Annotated in this window: 21 protein-coding genes and 1 pseudogene; 11 read left to right on the top strand and 11 right to left on the bottom strand. The window is 62.3% G+C overall.

The genetic code is table 11. The features are described from left to right. Positions 1-10 precede the first annotated feature (10 nt). Positions 11-2,371 (top strand): DNA/RNA non-specific endonuclease, encoded by a 2,361-nt coding sequence (locus ASF45_RS14315; protein ID WP_056663421.1) that lies wholly within the window; start codon positions 11-13, stop codon positions 2,369-2,371. A 45-nt stretch (positions 2,372-2,416) separates the two neighbouring features. Here the strand turns inward: ASF45_RS14315 and ASF45_RS35280 are convergent, their stop codons facing one another. After that, positions 2,417-3,163, bottom strand: a complete 747-nt coding sequence (locus ASF45_RS35280) for a hypothetical protein (RefSeq protein WP_235580922.1) — start codon at positions 3,161-3,163, stop codon at positions 2,417-2,419. A gap of 118 nt (positions 3,164-3,281) precedes the next feature. Here ASF45_RS35280 and ASF45_RS14300 point away from each other — a divergent pair, with 118 nt between their 5' ends. Continuing rightward, complete coding sequence (locus tag ASF45_RS14300; protein ID WP_056663413.1) at positions 3,282-4,361, top strand: DUF2252 family protein; 1,080 nt, start codon at positions 3,282-3,284, stop codon at positions 4,359-4,361. A gap of 170 nt (positions 4,362-4,531) precedes the next feature. On the opposite strand, the gene ASF45_RS14295 is transcribed toward ASF45_RS14300, so the two are convergent. The 4 genes from ASF45_RS14295 to ASF45_RS14280 all read right to left on the bottom strand — a co-directional run bounded on the left by ASF45_RS14295 (position 4,532) and on the right by ASF45_RS14280 (position 6,951). Continuing rightward, a complete protein-coding gene (locus ASF45_RS14295; protein WP_056663410.1) occupies positions 4,532-4,798 on the bottom strand; it encodes a hypothetical protein in 267 nt (88 codons plus the stop codon). A 304-nt stretch (positions 4,799-5,102) separates the two neighbouring features. Continuing rightward, positions 5,103-5,942 carry an ImmA/IrrE family metallo-endopeptidase gene (locus tag ASF45_RS14290; protein WP_056663407.1) on the bottom strand — a complete coding sequence of 280 codons (840 nt, stop codon included), beginning with the start codon at positions 5,940-5,942 and terminating at the stop codon, positions 5,103-5,105. Further along, positions 5,939-6,337 carry a hypothetical protein gene (locus tag ASF45_RS14285; protein ID WP_056663404.1) on the bottom strand — a complete coding sequence of 133 codons (399 nt, stop codon included), beginning with the start codon at positions 6,335-6,337 and terminating at the stop codon, positions 5,939-5,941. Before ASF45_RS14285 ends, ASF45_RS14290 begins: the two co-directional genes overlap by 4 nt. After that, positions 6,334-6,951: a hypothetical protein gene (locus ASF45_RS14280; protein ID WP_056663402.1), complete on the bottom strand. Its 618-nt coding sequence runs from the start codon at positions 6,949-6,951 to the stop codon at positions 6,334-6,336. Before ASF45_RS14280 ends, ASF45_RS14285 begins: the two co-directional genes overlap by 4 nt. 163 nt (positions 6,952-7,114) lie before the next feature. Between ASF45_RS14280 and ASF45_RS14275 the strand changes: the two genes are divergently transcribed. The 4 genes and pseudogenes from ASF45_RS14275 (at position 7,115) to ASF45_RS14265 (ending at position 11,696) form a co-directional block, all read left to right on the top strand. Then, positions 7,115-8,119: a nucleotidyltransferase gene (locus ASF45_RS14275; protein WP_056663397.1), complete on the top strand. Its 1,005-nt coding sequence runs from the start codon at positions 7,115-7,117 to the stop codon at positions 8,117-8,119. Continuing rightward, positions 8,119-9,861 (top strand): ThiF family adenylyltransferase, encoded by a 1,743-nt coding sequence (locus ASF45_RS14270; RefSeq protein WP_056663394.1) that lies wholly within the window; start codon positions 8,119-8,121, stop codon positions 9,859-9,861. Before ASF45_RS14275 ends, ASF45_RS14270 begins: the two co-directional genes overlap by 1 nt. Beyond that, positions 9,836-10,138: pseudogene (locus ASF45_RS37090) on the top strand (Mov34/MPN/PAD-1 family protein); the annotation flags it as partial. The gene ASF45_RS14270 and the pseudogene ASF45_RS37090, both read left to right, overlap by 26 nt. A 160-nt stretch (positions 10,139-10,298) precedes the next feature. After that, positions 10,299-11,696, top strand: a complete 1,398-nt coding sequence (locus tag ASF45_RS14265) for a dsDNA nuclease domain-containing protein (RefSeq protein WP_056663392.1) — start codon at positions 10,299-10,301, stop codon at positions 11,694-11,696. 158 nt (positions 11,697-11,854) lie between these two features. On the opposite strand, the gene ASF45_RS36440 is transcribed toward ASF45_RS14265, so the two are convergent. Both ASF45_RS36440 and ASF45_RS35275 read right to left on the bottom strand, forming a co-directional pair. Further along, entirely contained in the window at positions 11,855-12,130 is a 276-nt protein-coding gene (locus ASF45_RS36440) for a DUF5710 domain-containing protein (protein ID WP_082551016.1), read from the bottom strand. Positions 12,131-12,190: 60 nt separating this feature from the next. Then, a complete protein-coding gene (locus ASF45_RS35275) occupies positions 12,191-12,379 on the bottom strand; it encodes a hypothetical protein (protein WP_156472997.1) in 189 nt (62 codons plus the stop codon). A 285-nt stretch (positions 12,380-12,664) separates the two neighbouring features. On the opposite strand from ASF45_RS35275, the gene ASF45_RS37085 reads away from it, so the two are divergent. From ASF45_RS37085 to ASF45_RS14255, 4 genes are all read left to right on the top strand, one after another. Continuing rightward, on the top strand, positions 12,665-13,108 hold the full coding sequence (locus tag ASF45_RS37085; protein WP_082551015.1) for an HNH endonuclease: 444 nt from the start codon (positions 12,665-12,667) through the stop codon (positions 13,106-13,108). Between the two features lie 81 nt (positions 13,109-13,189). Next, positions 13,190-15,562, top strand: coding sequence for a DNA polymerase II (locus ASF45_RS14260; protein WP_056663390.1), 2,373 nt, complete (start codon positions 13,190-13,192; stop codon positions 15,560-15,562). Between the two features lie 191 nt (positions 15,563-15,753). Next, entirely contained in the window at positions 15,754-16,071 is a 318-nt protein-coding gene (locus ASF45_RS35850) for a hypothetical protein (RefSeq protein WP_162244001.1), read from the top strand. A 10-nt stretch (positions 16,072-16,081) separates the two neighbouring features. After that, entirely contained in the window at positions 16,082-17,158 is a 1,077-nt protein-coding gene (locus tag ASF45_RS14255) for an ImmA/IrrE family metallo-endopeptidase (protein WP_162244000.1), read from the top strand. Here the strand turns inward: ASF45_RS14255 and ASF45_RS14250 are convergent. From ASF45_RS14250 to ASF45_RS14235, 4 genes are all read right to left on the bottom strand, one after another. After that, on the bottom strand, positions 17,155-18,096 hold the full coding sequence (locus ASF45_RS14250; RefSeq protein ID WP_056663383.1) for a phage DNA packaging protein J: 942 nt from the start codon (positions 18,094-18,096) through the stop codon (positions 17,155-17,157). The two genes, ASF45_RS14255 and ASF45_RS14250, sit on opposite strands and share 4 nt — an antisense overlap. Next, on the bottom strand, positions 18,093-18,905 hold the full coding sequence (locus ASF45_RS14245; protein WP_156472996.1) for a hypothetical protein: 813 nt from the start codon (positions 18,903-18,905) through the stop codon (positions 18,093-18,095). Before ASF45_RS14245 ends, ASF45_RS14250 begins: the two co-directional genes overlap by 4 nt. Continuing rightward, positions 18,902-19,846, bottom strand: a complete 945-nt coding sequence (locus tag ASF45_RS14240; RefSeq protein ID WP_063887683.1) for a thymidylate synthase — start codon at positions 19,844-19,846, stop codon at positions 18,902-18,904. The genes ASF45_RS14245 and ASF45_RS14240 overlap by 4 nt, the downstream gene beginning before the upstream one ends. Before the next feature lie 351 nt (positions 19,847-20,197). Next, positions 20,198-20,563 carry a hypothetical protein gene (locus ASF45_RS14235; RefSeq protein WP_156472995.1) on the bottom strand — a complete coding sequence of 122 codons (366 nt, stop codon included), beginning with the start codon at positions 20,561-20,563 and terminating at the stop codon, positions 20,198-20,200. A gap of 82 nt (positions 20,564-20,645) precedes the next feature. Here ASF45_RS14235 and ASF45_RS14230 point away from each other — a divergent pair. Then, positions 20,646-20,840, top strand: a 195-nt coding sequence (locus ASF45_RS14230; RefSeq protein ID WP_156472994.1) for a transposase, incomplete at its 3' end; no start/stop codon positions are given.

The raw sequence follows: 20,840 nt of genomic DNA, 5'->3' as shown, positions 1-20,840 counted from the left end.
AGGACACGCCATGGCCGACAGTGACGAACTGCGTCTGCGCAACCTCGTTCGACAGCGCATTGCAAACAAGCGGGTGGAAATCGACCGCTCCCTGCGCCAGATTTCCCTGGGCAACCCGCTGGGCTCCGAGCCCCGCAAGGAGCGCCTGGTCGCCCGCCTGGCCACCAAGACCGGAATGGCCGACCGCGACGTCAAGGCGGTGGCCGAGCAGGTCCAGCGCTGCGCCGCGCGCATCGACGATGCCGGCGCCACCAGAGCAGGCGCCGAGGCCCTGCAAGGCCCCAGCGTGGACTTCGTCGGTGTGGAGTTCCTGACTCGCGGCCGCCTGGCCGCCAATACGGTGGGACGGGTCAGCTTCCAGACGGGCCGCGCACAGGGCAGCGGCTTCTTGGTCGGCCCTAACTTGTTCCTGACCAACCACCACGTCATTTCCACCGCGCAGCAGGCCAACGAGTTGGTGGTGGAATTCGACTACGAGTTCGATGACCTGGGCCTTCAACGGCCCGTCACGACCTTCGCGTTCGACCCACAGTCCTGCTTTGTCTACCAGCCGACCGAAGGCCTGGACTTCGTGCTGGTGGCCATCGGGCCGCGCCTGTCCGGCGACAAAGCGGTGGAAGCCTTCGGTTTCAACCCGCTGTCGGATGCGGCGGACAAGCACATGCTGGGCGAAATCGCCAACATCATCCAGCACCCCGGCGGTCGGCTCAAGCAGCTCGTGCTGCGTGAGAACAACCTCATCGCGCGCGACGAGACGGCGCAGGTTCTGCACTACCTCGCGGACACCGAAAGGGGCGCCTCCGGTTCGCCGGTCTGCAACAACGACTGGGAGCCCATCGCGCTGCACCATTGGGGCGAGCCATCGCTGGAGGTCGACAGCCTGGTGGGCGAGCCGTTGCGCTCGGACGTGAACGAAGGTGTGCGCATCAGCGCCATCGTCAAGAATCTGCGCGCGCAGGCTGGCACCTTGAGCGGCCGCCATGCCGACGCCGTGCGGCGCGTGTTGGAACTGTGGTCCAGCCTGCCACGCTCGGGCCCGGTGGGCCCAAATGCGGCCAGCCAGACGGTGCGGAGCATGCCCGAGGCCAGGGAGTCCGGCAGCACGGGCGCTGGCATCCAGCAACGCGCGCGCGACGATGGCACCGTGACCTGGACTATCCCGCTGGAGCTGAGCGTGCGACTGCCCTTCCCGGTCGGCGGTCAGAGCGCTGCGGCTCAGCCCGTCGTTATGCCCCCGCCGACACCACCGGCGTCGGCGCCGGTGGACGGCCGCAGCGAGGCGGCAGCGACTCGGCCCAAGTCGGCCGAAGACTTCTCCGACCGCAACGGCTATGAGCCAGGCTTCATCCAAGGTTTCGTCATCCCGCTGCCGGACACCAGCCAGGTGCCCTACCGCCTCGCGCGCAACCAGTTGGCGCTGCAGGACGAGGACCCGCACGAGCTGCGTTACCACCATTTCTCCATCGTGATGAACGCAGAACGGCGGCTGTGTGCCTTCACTGCCTGCAACATCAACGGCCGGCACCTTGTGGCGGTCAACCGCGACGACAAGAGCACAACGGTCAACCCGACGCCGAAGATTCTGGGCGTCGAGTCGCTCGAAGGCGCCGAAGCCTCGGACGACTTCCGGCGCGACCCGCGCATCCTCGACAGCGAACAGATGGCGATGGAGTTCTACCGCAACCAGCGTGTGCCCGGCTACGAGCAGCCCAAGTACCCGGGCAAGGATGCGAGCAAGGAAGAGCGCAGCGCCTATGCCCGCCAGATGGCCGAGCGCACCGCCCGCATGCTGCAGAAGGGACATGTCATCCTGCGTGGCGACCCGGCCTGGGGCACACCGGACCAGGCCATCCTGGCCGAGGCCGACACCTTCTACTACACCAACGCGGCGCCGCAGCTGGGCTTCTTCAACCAAGGCAGCCCGGACAACCGACCCGGCATGAAGGGTTCACTGCGCTGGCGGGCGGTGGAGACCTTTGTGCTGCGCAACGCCCTGACCATGCGCAAGCGCGTCACGGTCTTCGCCGGCCCGGTGTTCGCGGACTCGGACCCGGCATACCGCTTCGATTCGCAGATACCGCTGCAATTCTGGAAGGTGGTCGTCTGGAAGGGGCGCAAGGGCTTGCAGTCCCTGGCGCTGTTGGCCAGCCAGGAGAAAGTGCTGGAAGAGCTCACCAAAGGCGTTCCCGAGGCCATGGAAGCATACGGTGACGAAGAGGAGCTTGCGCGCGTAAGCGAGTTCATGTCCACGGTGGAGGAAATCGAGCGGCTGACCGACCTACGTTTCAGCGACGAGGTGCGCGATGCCGACCTGCGGCGTTCACAGGCGCTGCAGCCAACGGTAGACGGCGACGCGCCACCGATGGACTGATTGCAAGGAAGCCCATTGCCGCATCTGCGGCGATGGGGCAGCTGCTTACTTGGACTTCTTCGGACGACCGGCCTTGAGCGGCGTCAACGCGTCCAGCGCGCTCTGTAGCTTGTCGTCGCTCAGCTGCGCTAGAGCATGGAGCCCCGCGCGCAGTAGCTCGCTTTTCTTGGCTGGGCGTTTGAAACCAAGAGCTCGGTCCTTCAGGACAGCAATCAAGCCGAAATCCTTCGGCGGCATCGTGAAGCTGTCACGCACCAGCTTTTCCTTGCCGGCCTTGAGCGCTGCGTCTTGTCGGATTGGCTGAGCCACCTTCTGCGGTGCGGCCTTGAAGGAGGGCTTCACCGCAGCCGGGACAACGGCCTTCTTCGATTTCACCGGTGCAAGTTTCACTGCTGTGGACTTTACGGGTGCACCTTCCACCGGCACGGACCTCTTTGCCGACTTGCCAGCCGACTTGGTTGCAACTGTGGGCGCCTTCGTCAGCGGCTTGGTCGCTGCGGCCTTGGGGACAGCAGGCTTCTTCTTCCGAGCCGGCGTGGCCTTCTGCAAAGCCTTGGTAGCCGACTTCTCCGCCGTTGCTTTAGGGACTGCAACCTTCGCCTTGGCCGCGGGGGGCTTGCGTGCAGCGGTCTTGCGAGCGGGTGCCGTTGCGGCAGGCGCCGACGCGGGGGCGGCGTCAGCGAGCGGTGCGCTCACTGGCGCAGCAGCTGCTGCTTCCGTCGCGGCTAGGGCGGGCGTCTCGGCGCTCGGTGCAGTCATCACGTCGTTCATGGCTTCCTTGTTGTTAGGCATGTTGCTCACGTCAGATTGAATTCTTGGAAATGAAGTAAATGATTTACACGATATTGTATTGTTGGCACTGACGCTCAGTCACTATGACCCATGCCGGCTGAGCACTTTCAGGAGACCCATGCAGACCATCATCGAAGATGCAGCCGCCTACGAGGGCTGGCTTCGCGGCCAGTGCGACGTCGTAGAGAGCGGAATCAAGAAGAAGCACGAATTGATGTCGGAGGACCCGTTCCGATTCCTGCGTGCCACCTACTTCCGATGGGCCAAGACCGCACCAGTGTTCGCAGGGCACCTGGCCCGGGCGCCGCTCGCTCTGTGCGTCGGCGATGCGCACGCGGAGAACTTCGGCACCTGGGTCGACGCCGAGGGGCGGCGGGTCTGGGGCGTCAACGACTTCGACGAAGCTGCCCGCATGCCCTATCCGTTGGACCTCGTCCGGTTGCTGGTGAGCGCATGGCTGGCCAAGGAGCTCGACGTGGGGCGGACCCAAGCCACACGCGCGGTACTGACGGGTTACCTCCAGGGCCTGAAGTCTCCGGGACCTGTGCTCGTCGAACATGGCGACGATTGGTTCCGGGAACTGCTCGCGGGGCTGGCTACTACCGCAGACTCGTACTGGGCCCAGTACCGCGAGTTCAAGTCCGCGAAACCGCCAGAAGGCGTGCGTGCGGCGCTGCTGCGAGCGCTGCCGCCTGGGACACAGGGCATCACCTTCTTGCGGAAGCAAAAAGGTGGCGGAAGCCTTGGCAGGCCGCGCTTCTATGCCCTAGGGCAGTGGCGTGGAGGCACTGTCGCACGCGAGGCCAAGGCCAGTGTTCCATCCGCTTGGGACTGGTCCGCCGGAGACGCAGTAGACCCCCGCGGCACCGAGATGGAAGCCGGCACCTACCGCTCGCCGGACGCGAGCCTGACCCGCTCGGGAAAGTTCATCATCCGCCGGGTGGCGCCGGATGCGCGCAAACTCGACCTAGGCGACGTCGCCAAGCAGGGGCGTGGTCCAGCTCTGCTGAGGGCTATGGCCGCCGACCTGGCGGCTATCCACGCGGCATCGGTCTCCACAGAGGTACTGGTACAGCACCTGCGGCAGCTACCGGAGGGTTGGTTGACGCAAGCCGCTGAGCTGGCAGAGGCTATCGTGCGTTCGGACTTCCAAGCGTGGAACGAGCGCCGCGCGCGACGACCGCCTGGCGAAGCCTAGTACCGCGATGGATACAACCCGAGCAGCATGAACGCCGGCTTTGAAGCCAAGAACCCCTTGACGGGCCCACGCTGCGCTTGGCCGGTAGGGTCGGACGCCCATCTTGAGGGCCGCCTTGCCGGACGAACGTACGTACGACCGTCATAGACAGGAGGGCGCGCGAACTTTCGTTACGCCAATGGGCCAAATCCCGACAGCGCCTGCGCCTCCAATGACAGGTCCACGAGCTTGCCCTTCTTGGCAAAGTAGCGGTCAAGGCGCCACTCTTGAATCAGGCTCACGGCAAGTTCGAAAGTCTTCAAGTCGACGCCGTACAGACGCTCCAGCTCGAACTTTTCATGTGATTCGAGTGCGACCACCAAGTCCCGTAGGACGCGTGCGGGGTCCGAGTGAGGATTGGATGCAATAAGTCGACGCGCTTCCTCGATTGCAATCATGTACTCTCCAAATCGCGTTGCTCGACAAGCATTTGACTCGTTGGCAAGATTATTATGATGTCATTTTTGTGACGACTCGGAGATTCGCGAAGGGTGCCCGCTAATGTCGGGCGGCAGATGGATATCTACCAAAGCCTTCGGCACATCGGCGTCGGCGGCGTCGGCTGCGTCATCGGGCCGACCATGCCGGGGCCCCTCGAGAGCGCTGAAAGTACTCCCGGGTGACTGAGGGTGGGCACATCGAAACTGCGGTCACAAAGCACCTGCCGCAGACGCGCACCCCGAACTGATTTCGCGAAAACACTCAATGAGCGCCTCGCGGAGCTACGTACGAGCCCCGCTCGTTGTACCGACGATTCCCCACACCTGGGTCAAAGCCCGCGTACATCATTTTCGCGTCGGTTAGGTAGATGAGGACGAGCACCTCATCTCCTCGAAGCGGCACACATTGCTCCAACACTTCGTAGCGCCCCGCGTCGTCGTTGGTGAACCATGTGTCCGCTGCTTGCTTGCCGAGTGTGCGGCATTCTTTTCCGCTGAATAACAGGTCGTATGTGAAGCTGTCGTCGTCGACCTGGTCCTTGAGATACCAACGGCGAGGCACATGCTTCGCAGCGACATGCCAGCGAAGGCCGTTGCGGTTGTAGCAGGCGATGATGGCCGGCAGAGTGTCGACTCCCACCAAGCGAAGCGCGGTGGCGGTCAAGCTCGTCTGGAAAGATGAAGCAACATCGGCCAACTGCTTGAAGTTCGGCTTGCCGAACGGAAGGATGGCTTCGTTGAACATGCGTGCCGGCATCAGCAGGTGCGATGCGAAGGTGTCTGCCTCCTTCTCAAGCTCGCTTGTCGACGCAAAGTTCTCCTCGACTTGGTCGCCTCTACAGCGGAAAGAGCGTCCCTTGTGTAGCGTCCAATGTCCGACTTCATGAGCGACAGAGAAACGCGCGCGGCCTCGGTAGCTGGACGGATTGATGGTTGCAATTGCTAGGTCACCGACGCCAACGAGGGTCGCCTCACAGCCGCTGAGTTCCTCGTAGACCACTTCGACGCCAGCGTCGAACGCAATCGCCTCAACGTCGAGCTCGCCTACCTCGGTTATGCCCAGGTCCTCGATGATGGCTTCCGCCGCTTCCGCGGGCGTCATTTGTCGCGGCCCTTACTGCTTGCATCTTCCAGGTGCTTCATCTGGGAATAAAGACGGAGTACTTCTTCATCGGTCATGTCGCCCAGCTTGCGCGCTGCGAGGGTGTAGCGGGAATCGTTCTGGGCCTGGGCAACGAAGCGGCGCGCCTCGGCTGCCGACACGTTCTCCATCTGAACATTCGAGGTGCTCGGCTTAGCTCTCGACGCGCTCACGCCGGCCTTCGCCGCGGCCATGCGTCTTTTGCCGGCCTCGGCCCGGGCAGACTTCAAGAGCACCTGCGCAGCAGCCTGCAGCTGTACCGCGTCTCGGCCCTCGAGCACCTGCTCATCTGGCATATCGATAAGCTCCTGCGTCAGGGCGTCAACAAAAGTGGTGATGTTCGAGGGCTTGGTCATTTCGGTCTCCGGTCAGGGTCAAGGGCATCCAAGCGGCGTGTGAGCCGTTTTCGGGCCGCCTCGTACTTCTTCTTGTCCCAGTCCAACTCCTTGGCCGCATCCTCGCCTCGCTGTCCATCGGCCCATACCATCACAAGCAGCTCCAGTTCATCGTCACCAGCAACCGCCGCATAGACTGCGGCCAGCTGCTCCTTGCCGGACAACTCGTCCTCTGGGGTCGAGCTTGCCACTCCGTGCACCTGCGGCCGAGTGTCGGTGACGGCATCCTCTCCGCCGACGGTCGCCAGCGCGACGTTCTCGTCAACAGGGCTAATGGCGATGCGCTTACGCATGTCACTGGCGATGCTGTGCATGGCGCTCTTGAAGATGACAAGCGGGTGCAGACCGCGCGGCCATGTTCTGCGCCCTTCGTAGAAGCGGACCACGGCCTCGTTCAAGAGGTCGTCGCCAGACAGGCCGGTGACACCTGCGGCCAGGGCGCTTGCGATGGACCGTAGCCTGGCGAAGTTGGCCGCCGAGGCCAGCAGCGCACGGATTTCCTTGTCCACATCCTCTGCCGGCAGCCGCTCGTAGTCGGGTTCTTGTTCGGCTGGGTAGTCTGGTTCCTCAATCATGTACGGGGCTCCCTCCTATGAAGACGCCGCTAACCGGCTTGGCGGACGCGTTGTTTTTTTTTCTGCCCCGCGTCCGTGACGACATTCTCGGGCGTCTTAGCTGGTGTGGCACCGGGGTTTAGCCCGCCGCCAGCAAGCAAACTTCCGCCAGAAAGGGGCAGAAATGACGACACAACAACAATTTCTCGACATGCTCTCCGAAATCGAGCCATCAGCCTCAACCGTAGCGGCGTGCTCGAGCGCGCACAACAGGCTGCGCGATGGCCTGGCAGAGCACGACGAGTTCCGGGAAGTGCACATCCGGTCCTTCCTGTCGGGCTCGTACAAACGGGACACGGCCATCCGGCCGACTAGCGTCGGGGGCATCTTGCAGCGCGCCGATGTGGACATCATTGCGGTCACGGGCCACACAGCGCAGGATGAGCCTCAGGTGGTGCTGGATGCTGTGCACCAGGCTCTGAAAGACGCCGGCTACGTGAATCTCACGGTCAATCGCCGGTCCATCAACGTGAGGATGGTCACCGTGGACATGGACGTAGTGCCCGTCATCGAGGACGGCGACGCCTACCTCATCCCGGACATGCACTTGGAAGAATGGCTCGCCACGAATCCTTCTGCCCATACCCAGTGGACCATTGACGTGAACGCGGCCGCGGGTGGCCGCTTCAAGAAAATGGTCAAGCTGTTCAAGTGGTGGCGGCGGCTGCACATGCCGGCCGACCTCAAGAGGCCAAAGGGCTTCATCCTCGAGTGCTTGGTGGCCAAACACATGAGCTTCAGCGAAACCAACCTGGAGACGCTGTTCGTGACACTGCTGGAGGCCATCCGGGATGCCTACGCCTTCACCGTGCTGCTGGAGCGGGTGCCGTTTCTGGAGGACCCAGGCGTTCCGGGCAATGATGTCTTCTCCGCCGTCAAGGCGGAGGAGTTCAAGACTTTCTACGACAAGGTTTCGGAGCATGCGACGCTCGCGCGCAAGGCCAAGAACGAAACCGACGAAAACGAGGCCTTGAAGTTGTGGCGGCGAGTGCTCGGTTCTTGCTTCCCAGCTTCGGCCGGCCAGCGCTCGACCTCTTCGCTCTCGTCGCTACTCCGTCCCGCTGTCGGTGCCGGGCTGACCTTCCCCGCGACAGCCGTGTACCCGAACAAGCCTGGTGGCTTCGCCTGATGCTGCCGCTGCTGCAGGACCAGGCTCAGCGGATGGCTCGCGAACGCCGTCTGCTTAAGGACTACGCCAGCGCGACCCCGAGCTTCACCATGCAGCGCTGGGTCGCCTCCAAGGACGGAGAGCTGTGCGTCGAGTTTGAGCTGAAGCTGCTGAAAGGTGCATTTGCCGGGCTGTTGGTCTACCCTGAGTTGTTCCCGGACGTGCCAGCGTTTGTTCGCCCACACAAGGCCGATGAGGCGTGGAGCACACACCAGTTCGTCAACTCTGGTGTCCTTTGCCTGCAGTATGGGCCTGACAACTGGCATCCTGGCGTCACCGGCGTGGACCTCATACGCAGCGCAACCACGCTCATTTGGGGCGAAATTCTGGACGGGATAGTCCCCGGCATCGGGCCGATTCCGTCACGTCACGAGGTGACCGACGAGCAACTGCTCGGCGCCCACAACCAGCGGCTGCTCGTGACAACGACGTTGAATGCGCTCCTGGCAGGCCCGGGTCAAGCGACGGCGATTCCGTTTCAGTGTGTGGTCGACTCGCTCAACGGCGAGTCCGTGGCTGTGGTCGTTCAAACCGGTGACCCGCTTACAGCGGTCGCTGACGTGCCCAGTGCGCTCTTACAGGGCCCCGGCGTCCAGATACAGGGCATGGCCGTCGCGGTCCCTGCAGCGACCGCGCTGGCGGATGTAACGGATGCAGGGGGTCTGCAGGCGATTCTCGGTCCTGCCTGGCCATGGTCCGAAGGCATCCCCGACAAGCTGGTCTTCCTGGTTGCTCACGACCCAAAAGGCCAGTTGTGCTCGTTCATGCTCAGGGGCGCAGGCAGCACCTTCTTCCAGCGCTACCACCCGCTGGCTGTGCTGCATGCAGACGCGCCACGGCTTCCCGGCAGTTTCTCGAGGCTTGCTGGTGTGTCCGTGGCCATTGTTGGCGTTGGCTCCCTTGGCAGCAAGATTGCAGTGTCGCTTGCGCGTGCCGGTGTGCGCGACTTCGTCTTGGTGGACGACGATGTGCTGCTGCCTCAGAATCTTGTCCGCAACGAGTTCAGTTGGATGGATGTCGGCTTCTCCAAGTTTGCCGCTGCGACGCGCGCGCTGCAGCTTGTTGCGCCAGACGTTGCGGTGAAATCCTGGCCGGTCCGTATTGCTGGGCAGGGCAGTCCGACGGTCGCGGTGAGGCTTGCCCAAGCCGTGGCGGCTTGCACACTGGTCGTAGACGCAACCGCGAATCCGAGCGCGTTCGTTGCGCTCGCGGCGCTCACAAAGCGTGCCGGCAAGGCCTTGGTATGGGGCGAAGTCTTCGGAGGTGGTGGTGGCGCGCTCATGGCGCGCAGCCGGCCCGGCTTTGACGCTGATGCGTTGAGCATCCGGGCGCATCTGCATGGCGTCATGGAGAAGATGGCTCCCGCGCCGACCGCGCGGATGACTGCCTACGGTATGGAGACAGACGGCGTGGTTTATGTGGCCTCCGACGCGGATGTCGGGTCGCTGGCGGCGTCCATGACCCAGTTCTGCTTGGACACCCTGTGCGCAGACCCTACCGATTATCCGGCCGCGGCATACCTTATCGGGTTCCGCAAGTTCTGGGAGTTCCGCTGCCCGTTTGATGTCATCCCTGTCGACTGCCCCGCGGCGACACCGTCAGAGCCGGCGCCGCACCTATCCGACCAGGAGCAGCAAGACCTGGCGGCCATCCAAAAATCCATCCGCGGGAGCGACGGTGCTGCGCATCACGGTTCCGCGTGAAGTGCAATCCAAGCTGCACGCTGCGCTCAGCAGAGCGGGCTCACGTGAATGCGGCGGGGTGCTGATGGGTGAGCACGTGGGGCTGAACCATTTCGCGGTTCGCGCGTTGGACGTGCAAAAGCCCGGGGCTATCGCGCACTTTTGGCGCAATGTTGCTGGAGCAGCCCGCGCCATCAAGGCGTTTTGCCTGTCCAATGGCAACAACTTTCGGCGCTTTAACTACCTTGGCGAATGGCACACGCATCCGCTGTTCAGCGTTCAGCCGAGCACGCGTGACCACGCAACAATGCGCGAGCTTGCAACGGATGCGCAGGTCGGCGCGAACTTTGTTGTTCTGCTGATTTTTCGCCTCAACGGCGCTGCGCTGGAAGGCAGCGCACACACCTACCTGCCTGACGGCAGCGTTCATCGGTCCGAACTGGACCTGGAGAAACAATATGAGCGTAGGACTGCTAGAGAAGGAGTCGACGGGAGGCGCAACAGCGCGCGTAGGCTTCGAGTACCAGGACGCGTACGTCCTTCAGAACCTGCCCAAGTGGCTATCGCAAAGCGCGTTCAGCCACGTCGTGAGCGAGGCAATCGGCGACGTGGAAGTTTGCTACCACGGCTCGGGGGGGCGCGTGGTTCACCTAATGCTCGAGGCAAAGAACCATGAACTGAGCTCAACGGCCTTCTGGGCGGAGGTCGCTCGGTTCAAGAGCGTGCATGAGGCCGCACCGCAAGAGCTCGTGCGCTTCGGCCTGGTCTGTCTTGGCTACAACGGCAAGACGAGCCCCTTCGTTTCGATGCTTGGCCGGCTGCGTGGCGTCGGCATGTCGTACCAGCCGGACTCTGTCATCCTGCAGCGAGACCGAGATGAGGTCATGGCTTGGGCGGCAAAGCAAGGAGTCGACGAAGACTTCGCAGGCTTCGCACTGCAGCACGTCGACTTTGAAACCTATTCGCCCGAAAGCGCCGACGCGGCATTCGCAGGAGAGGTCGAACGCCATCTCAGGACTATCGACCTGGGCGGCAGACAGGCCGCGCGACTACGCGACCGCTTCAAGGCGCACATTGCAAGGTCTTCCACGGCTCCAGTCCATCGCTGCCAACTAGAACTAGACATCTGCGAGGTCTTGGAACATGACCGCGGCGACTGGCTCAGCAGCCCGACGCGCGTGCGCCTGGTTGGCTCTGAGACTTCGTTGGACCAGCTCACAGTTGCCGCAGACGAGTTCATCGGCCCTGCGCGCATCTCCAAAACTACCGCCGACTGGCAACAGCTCTCGGCGTCCGCGCGCGAGGTGGCCGTATTCCTAAGCAACTGCACTGAGCGTCGGAGCGTGGTTCTCGATGGGCGGCAAGGCATGTCCGCAGCGTGCCTCCTGGGTCACGCATTCCGTGCAACCAACAAGTTCGTCTTGCACGTCGAACACAACGGCCTACTGTATCGAACGGATGTCTATGACCAAGCCAATGGCCCCTTCTTCCAGGAGTCCACGCGCGATGCCCCCAGCACGTCTGCTGAAGGGGTAGCGTCCATCTCGTTCACCACCGCTGTCGGCGCCGACCTCACCGTCAGAGTCGGTGCTGCGCTCCAGGACCTCCCGGTTCTGACGCTCTGCAGCGGTCGTGCCATCTCTGGCCAGTCAGAAATGAACTTGGCGGTGAATGAGGCGAAGGCGGCGTTGGTCAAGTTCCGGTCGGAGAAGCGGCTCGATGTCATCCACTTGTTTCTCAAAGGCCCTTCTGCCTTCTCCATGCTTCTTGGCCATCGATTGAATGCGGTGTGCAAGGTCCAGCTCTATGACTGGGTCGACGGGGCTTACCGGGCAACTGCGATGTTGGACGGGTGAAGCTGCGATTTCTGCATGCGGTCCCGCACCAGGCGCAAAGCTAAAGGCCATCGGCGGCCCGGCCGCACTTGGTCGAAACGTCAGACCCTGGCGGTAAACGATGCCGTCGGGCAGCGACTTGTAATTCTCGAGGCGGGTCGCTCATGGCTGACGCATTTTCATCGCAGAGGAGGAAGCCCATCGTGTGCCAGTTGGATGCACTGACCCGTGCGACGGTATGAAATGCCGCGCTGCGCAGGTGCTGCCTCGGTAGACGGAAGGAGCGAGCTTGTATGGGCGACAGCGCCGGCCGGAGCAGACAACCACGCCGCGAAGGGCGTGAGCTCCAAGCCGTCAGGCACGTACCAGCGGCTCTCGGTCCCATCCCATCGCGCGCCCAACGCTTTGGCGGCATCTTTCTCCCGAAAAGCGACAGTGAGGAACGTCCGAGACATGGCCGCCCAGTCTAGCCGGCGCTCTGGTAAAGGCGTGGGCGCGCCGGCTGGCTTGCCGGCCTAAAAACCGCGAAATGGCTCAACAAGCTTTCCATCTACGAACACCTGCTGGCCGATGACTTCGATGAGCATCTCTCCCCAACGGTGTTGCCACACATAGCGCTGAACGCCTTCTGCTGCCAATGGCAGTTCCGCTTGCGGGCTAGGCTCCACGCGCCGAAGAATCTCCAGCAACAAAGGCGCATTCATGGCAGAGCTCCACGTATGGATTGCCCTTCGCTAGAACCACGACCAGACGCGCTGCAACCAGGCAGGTGCGGGACGGGTAGGACGAAAGCGGTACTGACGGTGATGCATGGTTTGCTCCAAGTGGCTCGAACGAAGACTGTATAAAATATCAGTCCTCGGCGCAAGGGCCAGCGCTTCGGGTTGAGTCGCTACCGCTTGCTTTGCGGCGAGCGACGCTGCACACTTGCATCGCGTCTGGCTGGGAGGCCAGACCCGCTGCGTTCAGTCGAGCCAGCACCGCCGGACATGCGCGATGCACCGGTGCCCGTACTTGGCGTGACGCCGGCGCGGGGACTTTCCTCAAAGGAGTCCTTCGTGCCATCAAACATCGCATCCCTCCGGCTTCAAGCCTTCCAACGCCAAAACGGCCGATGCTTTTACTGCTCGGTCTCCATGTGGCTTCAGCCTCCAAGCGAACTCGTGGCGACGCCATCGACTTCGGCAGGGCTGCATCGACTCCGTTGCACCGCCGAGCATCTCATTGCGCGCAGCGACGGTGGACGGAACATCGCGGACAACATCGTTGCTGCGTGCGCTTGCTGCAACAGCACCAGGCACAAGAAGAAGCGGCCGCCTTCGCCCGCGGCGTACAGGCAACAGGTCGCCAGATGGGTCCTATGCAGAGCGTGGCACCACGCCTGGGTGTACGACTTAGGGCTTGTGCACCAATGCGGCATCGGACCTGCCTAGGGCGATGCATAGGCGACGATATTCATCGTCGAGAATTGGGTCTCGATTCAGCACCCTAGGCTTCCCAGAATTCAAGCTCCCGTGGCCTCCAACGAACTGACGGGCTTCATCCTGACGCGCCACTGGCGGGACGGTCAAGCAGGGACCCAACTCGAATTCTGGCTGGCGACGGATGTCGGTCCTCGCAAGGTCGTCCTGACGGCGCAGACGTCGGTGGCGTTTGTCCAGGCTCGCCATCGGTCTGTGGTCGAGGCGCAGCTGGCATTCCTGCCTGGGGCGGAGGTCCGTGAGCTTGCTCTCAGAACCTTCGGCCGCGAGCCGGCGCTCGGCGTCTATGTCCGGCAGTTCCGTGACCTCGGCAAGCTGGCCCGGGCGCTGCAGTCCCAGCAGGTTCCGCTGTACGAGGCTGATGTCCGTCCGCACGACCGGTACCTCATGGAACGCTTCATCACGGCTGGCGTGCTGGTGGAAGGTGGACGGCAGGACGGCGCCACCATCGTCGACTGCCGGCTCAAGCCTGCTGCGGGCTACCGTCCCACAGTCAAGGTGGTGTCGCTGGATATCGAGACCAGTGCCTCCGAGGAGCTGTACTCCATCGCCCTGGACGGTGAGGACGACCGCGTGGTCTTCATGCTTGGCACGGCGCCGCTGCAGTCGGCCGCGGCGATGGGCTTCACGGTCGTCTACTGCGCGCACCGCGCGGAGATGGTCGAGCGGCTGAACGCCTGGTTCGTCGAACACGACCCGGATGTCATCGTGGGCTGGAGCGTCGTGCAGTTCGACCTGCGGGTTTTGCAGAAGACCGCCGATGCCTGCGGTGTGCCGCTGCTGTTGGGCCGCGAGCGAATGCCCATCGCCTGGCGCACCCATCCTGGCAAACAAGGCTACCTGTTCGCACCGATGCCCGGTCGGGTAGTCATCGACGGCATCGAGGCGCTACGTGCCGCTAGCTGGAGCTTTCCCTCGTTCAGCCTGGAGGCCGTCTCGCAGGAGCTGCTGGGCGAAGGCAAGGACATCGGCGACGCGTACGACAAGATGGCCGAAATCGAGCGGCGCTTTCAAGAAGACAAGCCGGCGCTGGCCACCTACAACATCCGCGACTGCGCACTGGTGCTGCGCATCTTCGAAAAGGCCAGGCTGCTTAACTTCGTGCTGGAACGCGCGCAGACGACCGGCCTACAGGCAGACCACTTCGGCGGCTCCATCGCCGCGTTCAGCCACCACTACTTACCGCGCATGCACCGGCTCGGATACGTGGCGCCGAACGTCGGCGACATCGCGGCCAAGGCCTATCCAGGCGGCTACGTCATGGACTCCAAGCCCGGGTTCTACGACTCCGTGGTGGTCCTGGACTACAAGAGCCTGTACCCCTCCATCATCCGGACCTTCTTAGTCGACCCCGTGGGCCTGGTCGAAGGCGAGAACGCGGGAGACAACGAGGCCCTCGTGCATGGTCCGCAAGGCACGCGGTTCTCGCGCGACGTGCATTGCCTGCCGGACATCGTGACCACCTTGTCGCGCGCCCGTGACGAGGCCAAGCGCGCCAAGAACGAGCCGTTGTCGCAGGCACTGAAGCTGCTCATGAACTCGTTCTCCGGGGTGCTGGGCGCATCCGAGTGCCGGTTCTTCAACCCCAAGCTCGTCTCCGCCGTCACGCTGCGAGGGCACGAGATGATGAAGCTCACTCGGGACTTTGTGGAGCGGCGTGGGTACGAAGCCATCTACGGCGACACCGATTCCATCTTCATCTGGCTCAAACGCACCCACACCAACGCCGAGGCGCACGCAGTCGCTGCGGAGCTCGTACGAGACATAAACGCCTGGTGGACGGGCAAGCTGCGCGACGAGCAGCAGCTGGAGAGCTTTCTGGAAATCGAGTTCGACACGCACTACGCGCGGTTCTTCATGCCGACCATCCGTGGCTCGGACGTCGGCAGCAAGAAGCGCTACGCCGGGCTGAGCGTGGATGCCAGCGGCAAGGAGGAGATGGTCTACCGCGGGTTGGAGATGGCCCGCAGCGACTGGACGCCATTGGCGCGCCAGTTCCAGGAGGGTTTGCTGTCACGCATCTTCCGCCACCAGCCGTACCGCGAGTTCGTGGCTGAGTACGCGCAGGCGACGTTGGCGGGGCGCAAGGATGAGCTACTGGTGTACCGCAAGCGCCTGCGACACCGCCTCGACGCCTACCAGGTCAACGTTCCACCCCAGGTTCGCGCAGCGCGGCTGGCCGACACCCACAACGTCAAGCTGAGCCGTCCTCGGCAGTACCAACACGGCGGTTGGATTCGGTACGTGATGACCCAGAGCGGACCAGAACCTCTGGAGGCGCGGCAGTCGCTCATCGACTACGAGCACTACCTTGGCAAACAACTACAACCGATTGCCGACGCGATTCTGTACCCTCTGGGCGAGAGCTTCGTCGCGCTGACAACGATGCAACGCAAACTCTTTTAGCCGTTCTGTGCCTTGGCCCTGGCGCAGCGAGCAGGAACGGTCCGTCTAAAGCGCAGTTGGTCAGCGTTTTAGCTTATAAACGCGCAGGCTTATCGGCTGCCGTCTCACGCGACCGCTCTTCCTGATGAGGTCTCCTTGACGGCCGCTTCGAAGGCTTCTGCCAACACTTCGAAGAACGACTCGCTAGCACCTTGGAACTCAACTTCGAAACAGAACAACTGCGCGACTTGTGTAGCGAGGAGGACCTCGCCGTGGCGAAGTTTGGACCAGATGTCGCGGATGCGTTGAGGCGCAGACTCTCCGACATCCGCGCAGCAGATTCAATGTTAGAAGTGCCTGTTGGCGCTGCCCCTGGTCACTGCGCCTTCGGTGAGTGCTACGACATCAAACTTGGGAAGGCAGCGCAGATGACGGTTGTACCCAACCATGCGCCCCCCAGAACCTCGCCTGATGGCACCGCAAATTGGCCCCGCATTCGCCGGGTCAAGGTCGTCGCTCTGGAGTCATAAAATCATGTCCATGAACACGTTCGAGCCAAACTGGGCGAGTCCTCCCGGTGCAACGGTGCTTGACCTGTTGCAGGAGCGAGGCCTTCAGATGAAGGAACTCGCGGAACGCGCGCACAGAGATGTTCAGAGCGTTACTCGCCTCATCTTCGGGGTGGAGCCGCTGACTTCAGACTGGGCGGAATGCCTATCCAACGTGCTGGGGGCGACCACGGGTTTCTGGTTGCGTCGCGAGGAGACGTATCGCTCGGACCTCAGGCGCATCTGCGAAGCTGTGGGTGAATCGCCCGCCGAGTGGATGTCAGAAGTTCCACTGAAGGACATGGTCAAGCTGGGGTGGATTGAACGAGGCACTTCCGCCCATGAGACTGCGCTGAACGCGTGTGCGTTCTTTGGCGTGACCACGTCCAGCTCGTTCGAGCGGAAGTACACGCGCCTCATGGCTGCATCGGCGTATCGGGCAAGCAATGCATATGCGACCCGGCCATCGGCCGTGGCCGCGTGGCTTCGACAAGGCGAAATCGCGGCGAGCGCCGTGGACTGCGCGCCGTGGAATCCCGACCGTCTGCATGCATCGCTCGAGGCGATTCGCGAACTGACGTTGGAAGCCGACCCCAACGTCTTCTTGCCCACCCTTGAAGCCATTCTTGCCGCAAGCGGCGTTGCAATGGTTGTTGCAAGAACGCCTGAGGGGTGTCGCGCAAGCGGTGCAACGCGGTTTCTCAACTCGGACCGCGCGCTCATGCAGCTGAGCTTCCGCTATTTGGCGGACGACCAGTTCTGGTTCACGGTCTTTCACGAAGTCGGGCATCTGCTCCTGCATGCACGCGACGAGGTCTTTCTCGAGGGCCTCGAGGACCGCAACAGCGAAGCCGAGAAGGAGGCCGATGACTTCGCACTTCAAAACCTGTTCGCGAAGGTTGGCACAGAAGTGCTTGAAAGCGCGCCGCCGTCCTTGCGAAGCATTCTGCGATTGGCGCAGAACGCGGGTATCGCGCCCGGCATCGTTGTTGGCCAGCTTCAACGGTGCGGGCGTGTTCCCTACAAGCACTTCAACAATCTGAAGGCGCGGTATAGCTGGGCCGACTAGCCTCTGAAGTACGTGTAGGCGCCTGGGTTCTTGCCCCAGTTGCAAAGGGCGTCTTCCATCTCCTGCATACCCACTCCCAGGTGCTGCCCGAGAACCTGCGTTCGGCGTTCCAGCTCGGGCAATGTCAGCTGCTGCGCTCCCCCCTCATACAGCAGACGAGCTCCCTTGTTCGGTCCCGTAGTTCCTGAATCGAAATAGGGCCTGCCTGGCAGGATGTTCGCGAACCCGAGCTTCTGAAGCATCGTGAGGTAGTCGAACTTGCCGATGCGCCCGAACGACGCCACGGCGTTCATCGACTTGTAGAGCCATTCGAATGCCTGGGCGGGGTCGTTGTTGGACTGCTGGAGCGCATCTGAAAAAAGAGTCGCGTGGTCGACGTGGGCCGTTACCCATTGAACATACGTCTCAAATGCGTGCCCCGTCCCGTTCGGCTTGGTACCTGAGAAGCTCAGGTACTTGCGGTGGTTTCCGAAGCCGCGGTCGCCCTTGCCGCGTCGCAGGATTGCATCGTTCTGGTCGAGCCAAGCCTTCATGCCTGGGATGTCTGCCTTCACTGCAGCGAAAGTCCACGGTGGACGCTGGCCGAGGGCGCTGTAAAAGTCCCGCGTGTAGCGGTATCCGGAAACGGGATGGCGGCCAAAATGAACAAAGAGGAATGCGAGCCAACAGGCTTCGTCAAACTCGCCGGCCTGCTGCTTCAGCTTGGCGGCCCTGATGGGGTCGAAGTCGGGAGAAAGACCATCCGCCCGATTCGCGTTGATGTCGCGCCCGGCAATCACAGAGACGAACTGGACTCGGCGGACGCTGTCGATAAGCTGCCGCACGAGTACGCTCTGGTGCTGAGGGTTGTTCAATCCAGGCAGAGGAAAGTCGTACTGGATGCATGCAGCGATTCCTTGCTGCAGCTGGTTGTTGAGCGCCGCTACTTTCTGTCTCATGCAAGTACTCCGGCCGACTGGCAGCCTATCCACGCCGCGATGTTCGACACCACTTGGGTCGTCACACCGAAGCTGCTCTGAATGTTGTGATTGAAGCCTAGAACGAGCAGTTCGCGACGCAGCGCGATGCCGCCAACCTCAGAAACCCGACCGACGTGCGCCACGCCTTGAACACGTCCATCCTGCAGTGTCCAGGACGGCTCGATGTGTGACCGCAGGCACTCCGGCGCTACCAGGCGGGCGAACTCGCGCACGACGGTACTGCCGTTCAGAACCAGAACCCGCACGTCCGATGCACTGAGCGTTCGGGCCAGAGATGGCACCCCGATTTCTATCAACCGGGCGCGCTGGTCCGGACTGAGCGCGGACCACTTCGCCTCTGTCGCAAACGGGACCAAGTCCAGGTGACAGGCGCCGTCACCCAAGCGCGTGTAGTAGGAAGCCCCTGTCTCGACGAGCACCTTGTCGAGCCGCTTGAACCACTGGTCGTAAGGGTTGCGGAAGAAGTAGTCCTCACAGGCCTGCAAGATGCGCTGAACATCTCCGCGCGCAAGGCTTCCCCAACTGCGTGCACCGAGGCTCATCAACGACTCGAAGCGGTGATGGGGCGCGACGAGCCGCCGACCTGCAGCGTCCATGAACTCCAGGTTGCTTGGATTGAGCCCGAGCGTGGCCACTGTGCTCGTCGCCGGATTGCCGAACGAAACGACAGGAGAAGCCCAAGGAATTCCGCCGAGCTTTGCCGGCAACCCTCCGTGGAGCAGTGACAGCAGTTGCTCCACCTCGTTAATCAATGCTGTGTTGCTCACGAGCGCGCCAAGGCAGAAACCTCTGCCTCCAAAGAATCTACCTTTGCTTCGACGAACATCTTGAACACGGTCGGCCGAAGCCGTTTCATCAGCTCCTGGAGCGCTGGAAGGTCCTTGTTCTTTGACGCTCTGAACGCGGCCAGTAACTCGCCAATGCTTTGCCAGTACGGGTCCCAACCTGGGGGTGGTAGGTCGGTGCTGCCGTGTCGCAGCCTGTGCTCGTATGCCTTGAGCTCCTCGATTGCTGCTCGAGGGTCTCCGTTGGGCATTGGGGGCATCTCCGAATGAGACTGAAATCCCTCTGCCAGGTACTGGGCGGCGCCGGCTCGCTGGTCCTCGTAAAGGTGCAAGCTGCCGACGCAGTGCTTGTATTCCCCGACCTCCATATCGACGGAACGGGCGACCAGCTCCTGAAGCATGGTGAAGGTAAAAACGTCATGCGGAAGGCCGAAGAATGCATCGTTCGAGCGCATCGAAGCGAGCATGTGCAACTGCCCTTCCCGGCCTATGAACTGAAGCGTGTTGGTACACGGGACCGATTGGTAGGAGGCGGCGATATCGGAGGCATCGAACAGCTGGATGACGGCCCTGCGCGATGAGGGCTTCGAGTTCAGCAAATCAATGACGTTCTGCAGCTGGTTGATGCCGTTGAAGGACAGGAGACGCTCACCATAGCCGCTGCGGACATTGATTTGGTCGTCGGATTCCTGCTGGTATCTGTTCGGCAAGTAGTAGTCGATGAACGCCAGCTTGGTCTCACCGGAGAGGTACCACATCAACTCGCCAATCGCGCTGAACACCTTGCTCCTCCCTTCGCTGCGGCTTAGGCGGGCGCGAGGGTTTCGAAGATGGAGGCAACAGCCGAATAGCTCCGAGAACTTGCCGCGGGTGGCCTGGAACTGAGGCTGGTCTTTCAGCAATGCTGCAAGAACCGCGCGCATGGCGTCATCCAACGAGTTGTACGAGCCGCCCAAATTGCCTCCCAACATCTCAAGCCAAACGAAAGCTGAAGCTCGTTACAAATGGTACCAGCCCGCGGAGATGCCCGGTGGGGTGCGTGAATTTGCACGTGCAGCGTTGTCTTGAGGCTGGAGGCTGTCCCGGACGACGAAAATGGAAGCAAGTCGGAGGCAGCGACCGGCTACGTTCGAATCATTGCTTATGGGCGATGATGGAGGCAGGGTTCCAAATGGACTGCCCCAACGGTCATAAGGCCGTCAGAGACGCCGCGGCGGCGACTGCTCTGCGCCTCTAGCCCGGTGGTGACAACCTCTTGGGCAAGGGCTGCCAACTCATTGCACTGGAGTGCTGGTGCTGGTCCTGGTGCGCATAGACTGCGTCGCAATGGCCGAGCGAAGCGATTCGACGGACTCGCGCATCGCTGCGGCCTCCTTGGCCTGATGTTCAAGCGCCTGGCGTTGCAATTCGACCTGCTGTCGAAGGATAGCGTTCGATTTCTCAGCCTGCGCCGCGCTGTCGATGCCTGCAGAGCGGCTTTCGTTGAACTGGAACACGGCGATGCCGAGGCTTACCAAAACAGAAGCGACCAGTGTCCACTTCGTCCAGAACAGAGAGCGCGCTGCTTGTTTGAAGGTCTGCTCAGCTCCTGCTTGGCTCTCCTGAAGCGACTTCGACCACTGGGGAAAAACGACGGACACGAAGGTCTTCTGTGAGATAGCCCCTTGATTCCCCGGCCCCGTCCTGTCGCTTATCTTTGGAGATAGGAACAGGACTGTGCATATGACTAGGCATACGGAGTCAGTAGAGGTAGTCGTTAAAGACCAGCGCCGCAGGCGCTGGTCCCTGGCAGAGAAGGCGACCYTSGTGCGCCGCACCTACGARCCAGGCATGAGCGTTTCGCTGGTGGCTCGCCAGGAGGGCGTCTCGGCGGGGCTGCTGTTCCAGTGGCGCAAGCTCGAACGCCAGGGCGCCTTG

The organism is Pseudorhodoferax sp. Leaf265, assembly GCF_001422365.1.
Classification (GTDB): domain Bacteria; phylum Pseudomonadota; class Gammaproteobacteria; order Burkholderiales; family Burkholderiaceae_C; genus Pseudorhodoferax.
The sequence above is the reverse complement of the archived record's forward strand: the minus strand, read 5'-3'. Positions and strand labels throughout refer to the sequence as shown.

Excerpts from the sequence above, each read along its gene's own strand:
- ASF45_RS14290 (WP_056663407.1), bottom strand. The coding sequence starts at position 5,942 with ATGACGCCCGCGGAAGCGGCGGAAGCCATCATCGAGGACCTGGGCATA.
- ASF45_RS37085 (WP_082551015.1), top strand. The coding sequence starts at position 12,665 with ATGCGCGATGCACCGGTGCCCGTACTTGGCGTGACGCCGGCGCGGGGA.
- ASF45_RS14255 (WP_162244000.1), top strand. The coding sequence starts at position 16,082 with ATGAACACGTTCGAGCCAAACTGGGCGAGTCCTCCCGGTGCAACGGTG.
- ASF45_RS14280 (WP_056663402.1), bottom strand. The coding sequence starts at position 6,951 with ATGATTGAGGAACCAGACTACCCAGCCGAACAAGAACCCGACTACGAG.
- ASF45_RS14270 (WP_056663394.1), top strand. The coding sequence starts at position 8,119 with ATGCTGCCGCTGCTGCAGGACCAGGCTCAGCGGATGGCTCGCGAACGC.
- ASF45_RS14315 (WP_056663421.1), top strand. The coding sequence starts at position 11 with ATGGCCGACAGTGACGAACTGCGTCTGCGCAACCTCGTTCGACAGCGC.
- ASF45_RS14275 (WP_056663397.1), top strand. The coding sequence starts at position 7,115 with ATGACGACACAACAACAATTTCTCGACATGCTCTCCGAAATCGAGCCA.
- ASF45_RS14285 (WP_056663404.1), bottom strand. The coding sequence starts at position 6,337 with ATGACCAAGCCCTCGAACATCACCACTTTTGTTGACGCCCTGACGCAG.
- ASF45_RS35275 (WP_156472997.1), bottom strand. The coding sequence starts at position 12,379 with ATGAATGCGCCTTTGTTGCTGGAGATTCTTCGGCGCGTGGAGCCTAGC.
- ASF45_RS14300 (WP_056663413.1), top strand. The coding sequence starts at position 3,282 with ATGCAGACCATCATCGAAGATGCAGCCGCCTACGAGGGCTGGCTTCGC.
- ASF45_RS36440 (WP_082551016.1), bottom strand. The coding sequence starts at position 12,130 with ATGTCTCGGACGTTCCTCACTGTCGCTTTTCGGGAGAAAGATGCCGCC.
- ASF45_RS14295 (WP_056663410.1), bottom strand. The coding sequence starts at position 4,798 with ATGATTGCAATCGAGGAAGCGCGTCGACTTATTGCATCCAATCCTCAC.
- ASF45_RS35280 (WP_235580922.1), bottom strand. The coding sequence starts at position 3,163 with ATGCCTAACAACAAGGAAGCCATGAACGACGTGATGACTGCACCGAGC.
- ASF45_RS14265 (WP_056663392.1), top strand. The coding sequence starts at position 10,299 with ATGAGCGTAGGACTGCTAGAGAAGGAGTCGACGGGAGGCGCAACAGCG.
- ASF45_RS14250 (WP_056663383.1), bottom strand. The coding sequence starts at position 18,096 with ATGAGACAGAAAGTAGCGGCGCTCAACAACCAGCTGCAGCAAGGAATC.
- ASF45_RS14240 (WP_063887683.1), bottom strand. The coding sequence starts at position 19,846 with ATGCGCGCGGTTCTTGCAGCATTGCTGAAAGACCAGCCTCAGTTCCAG.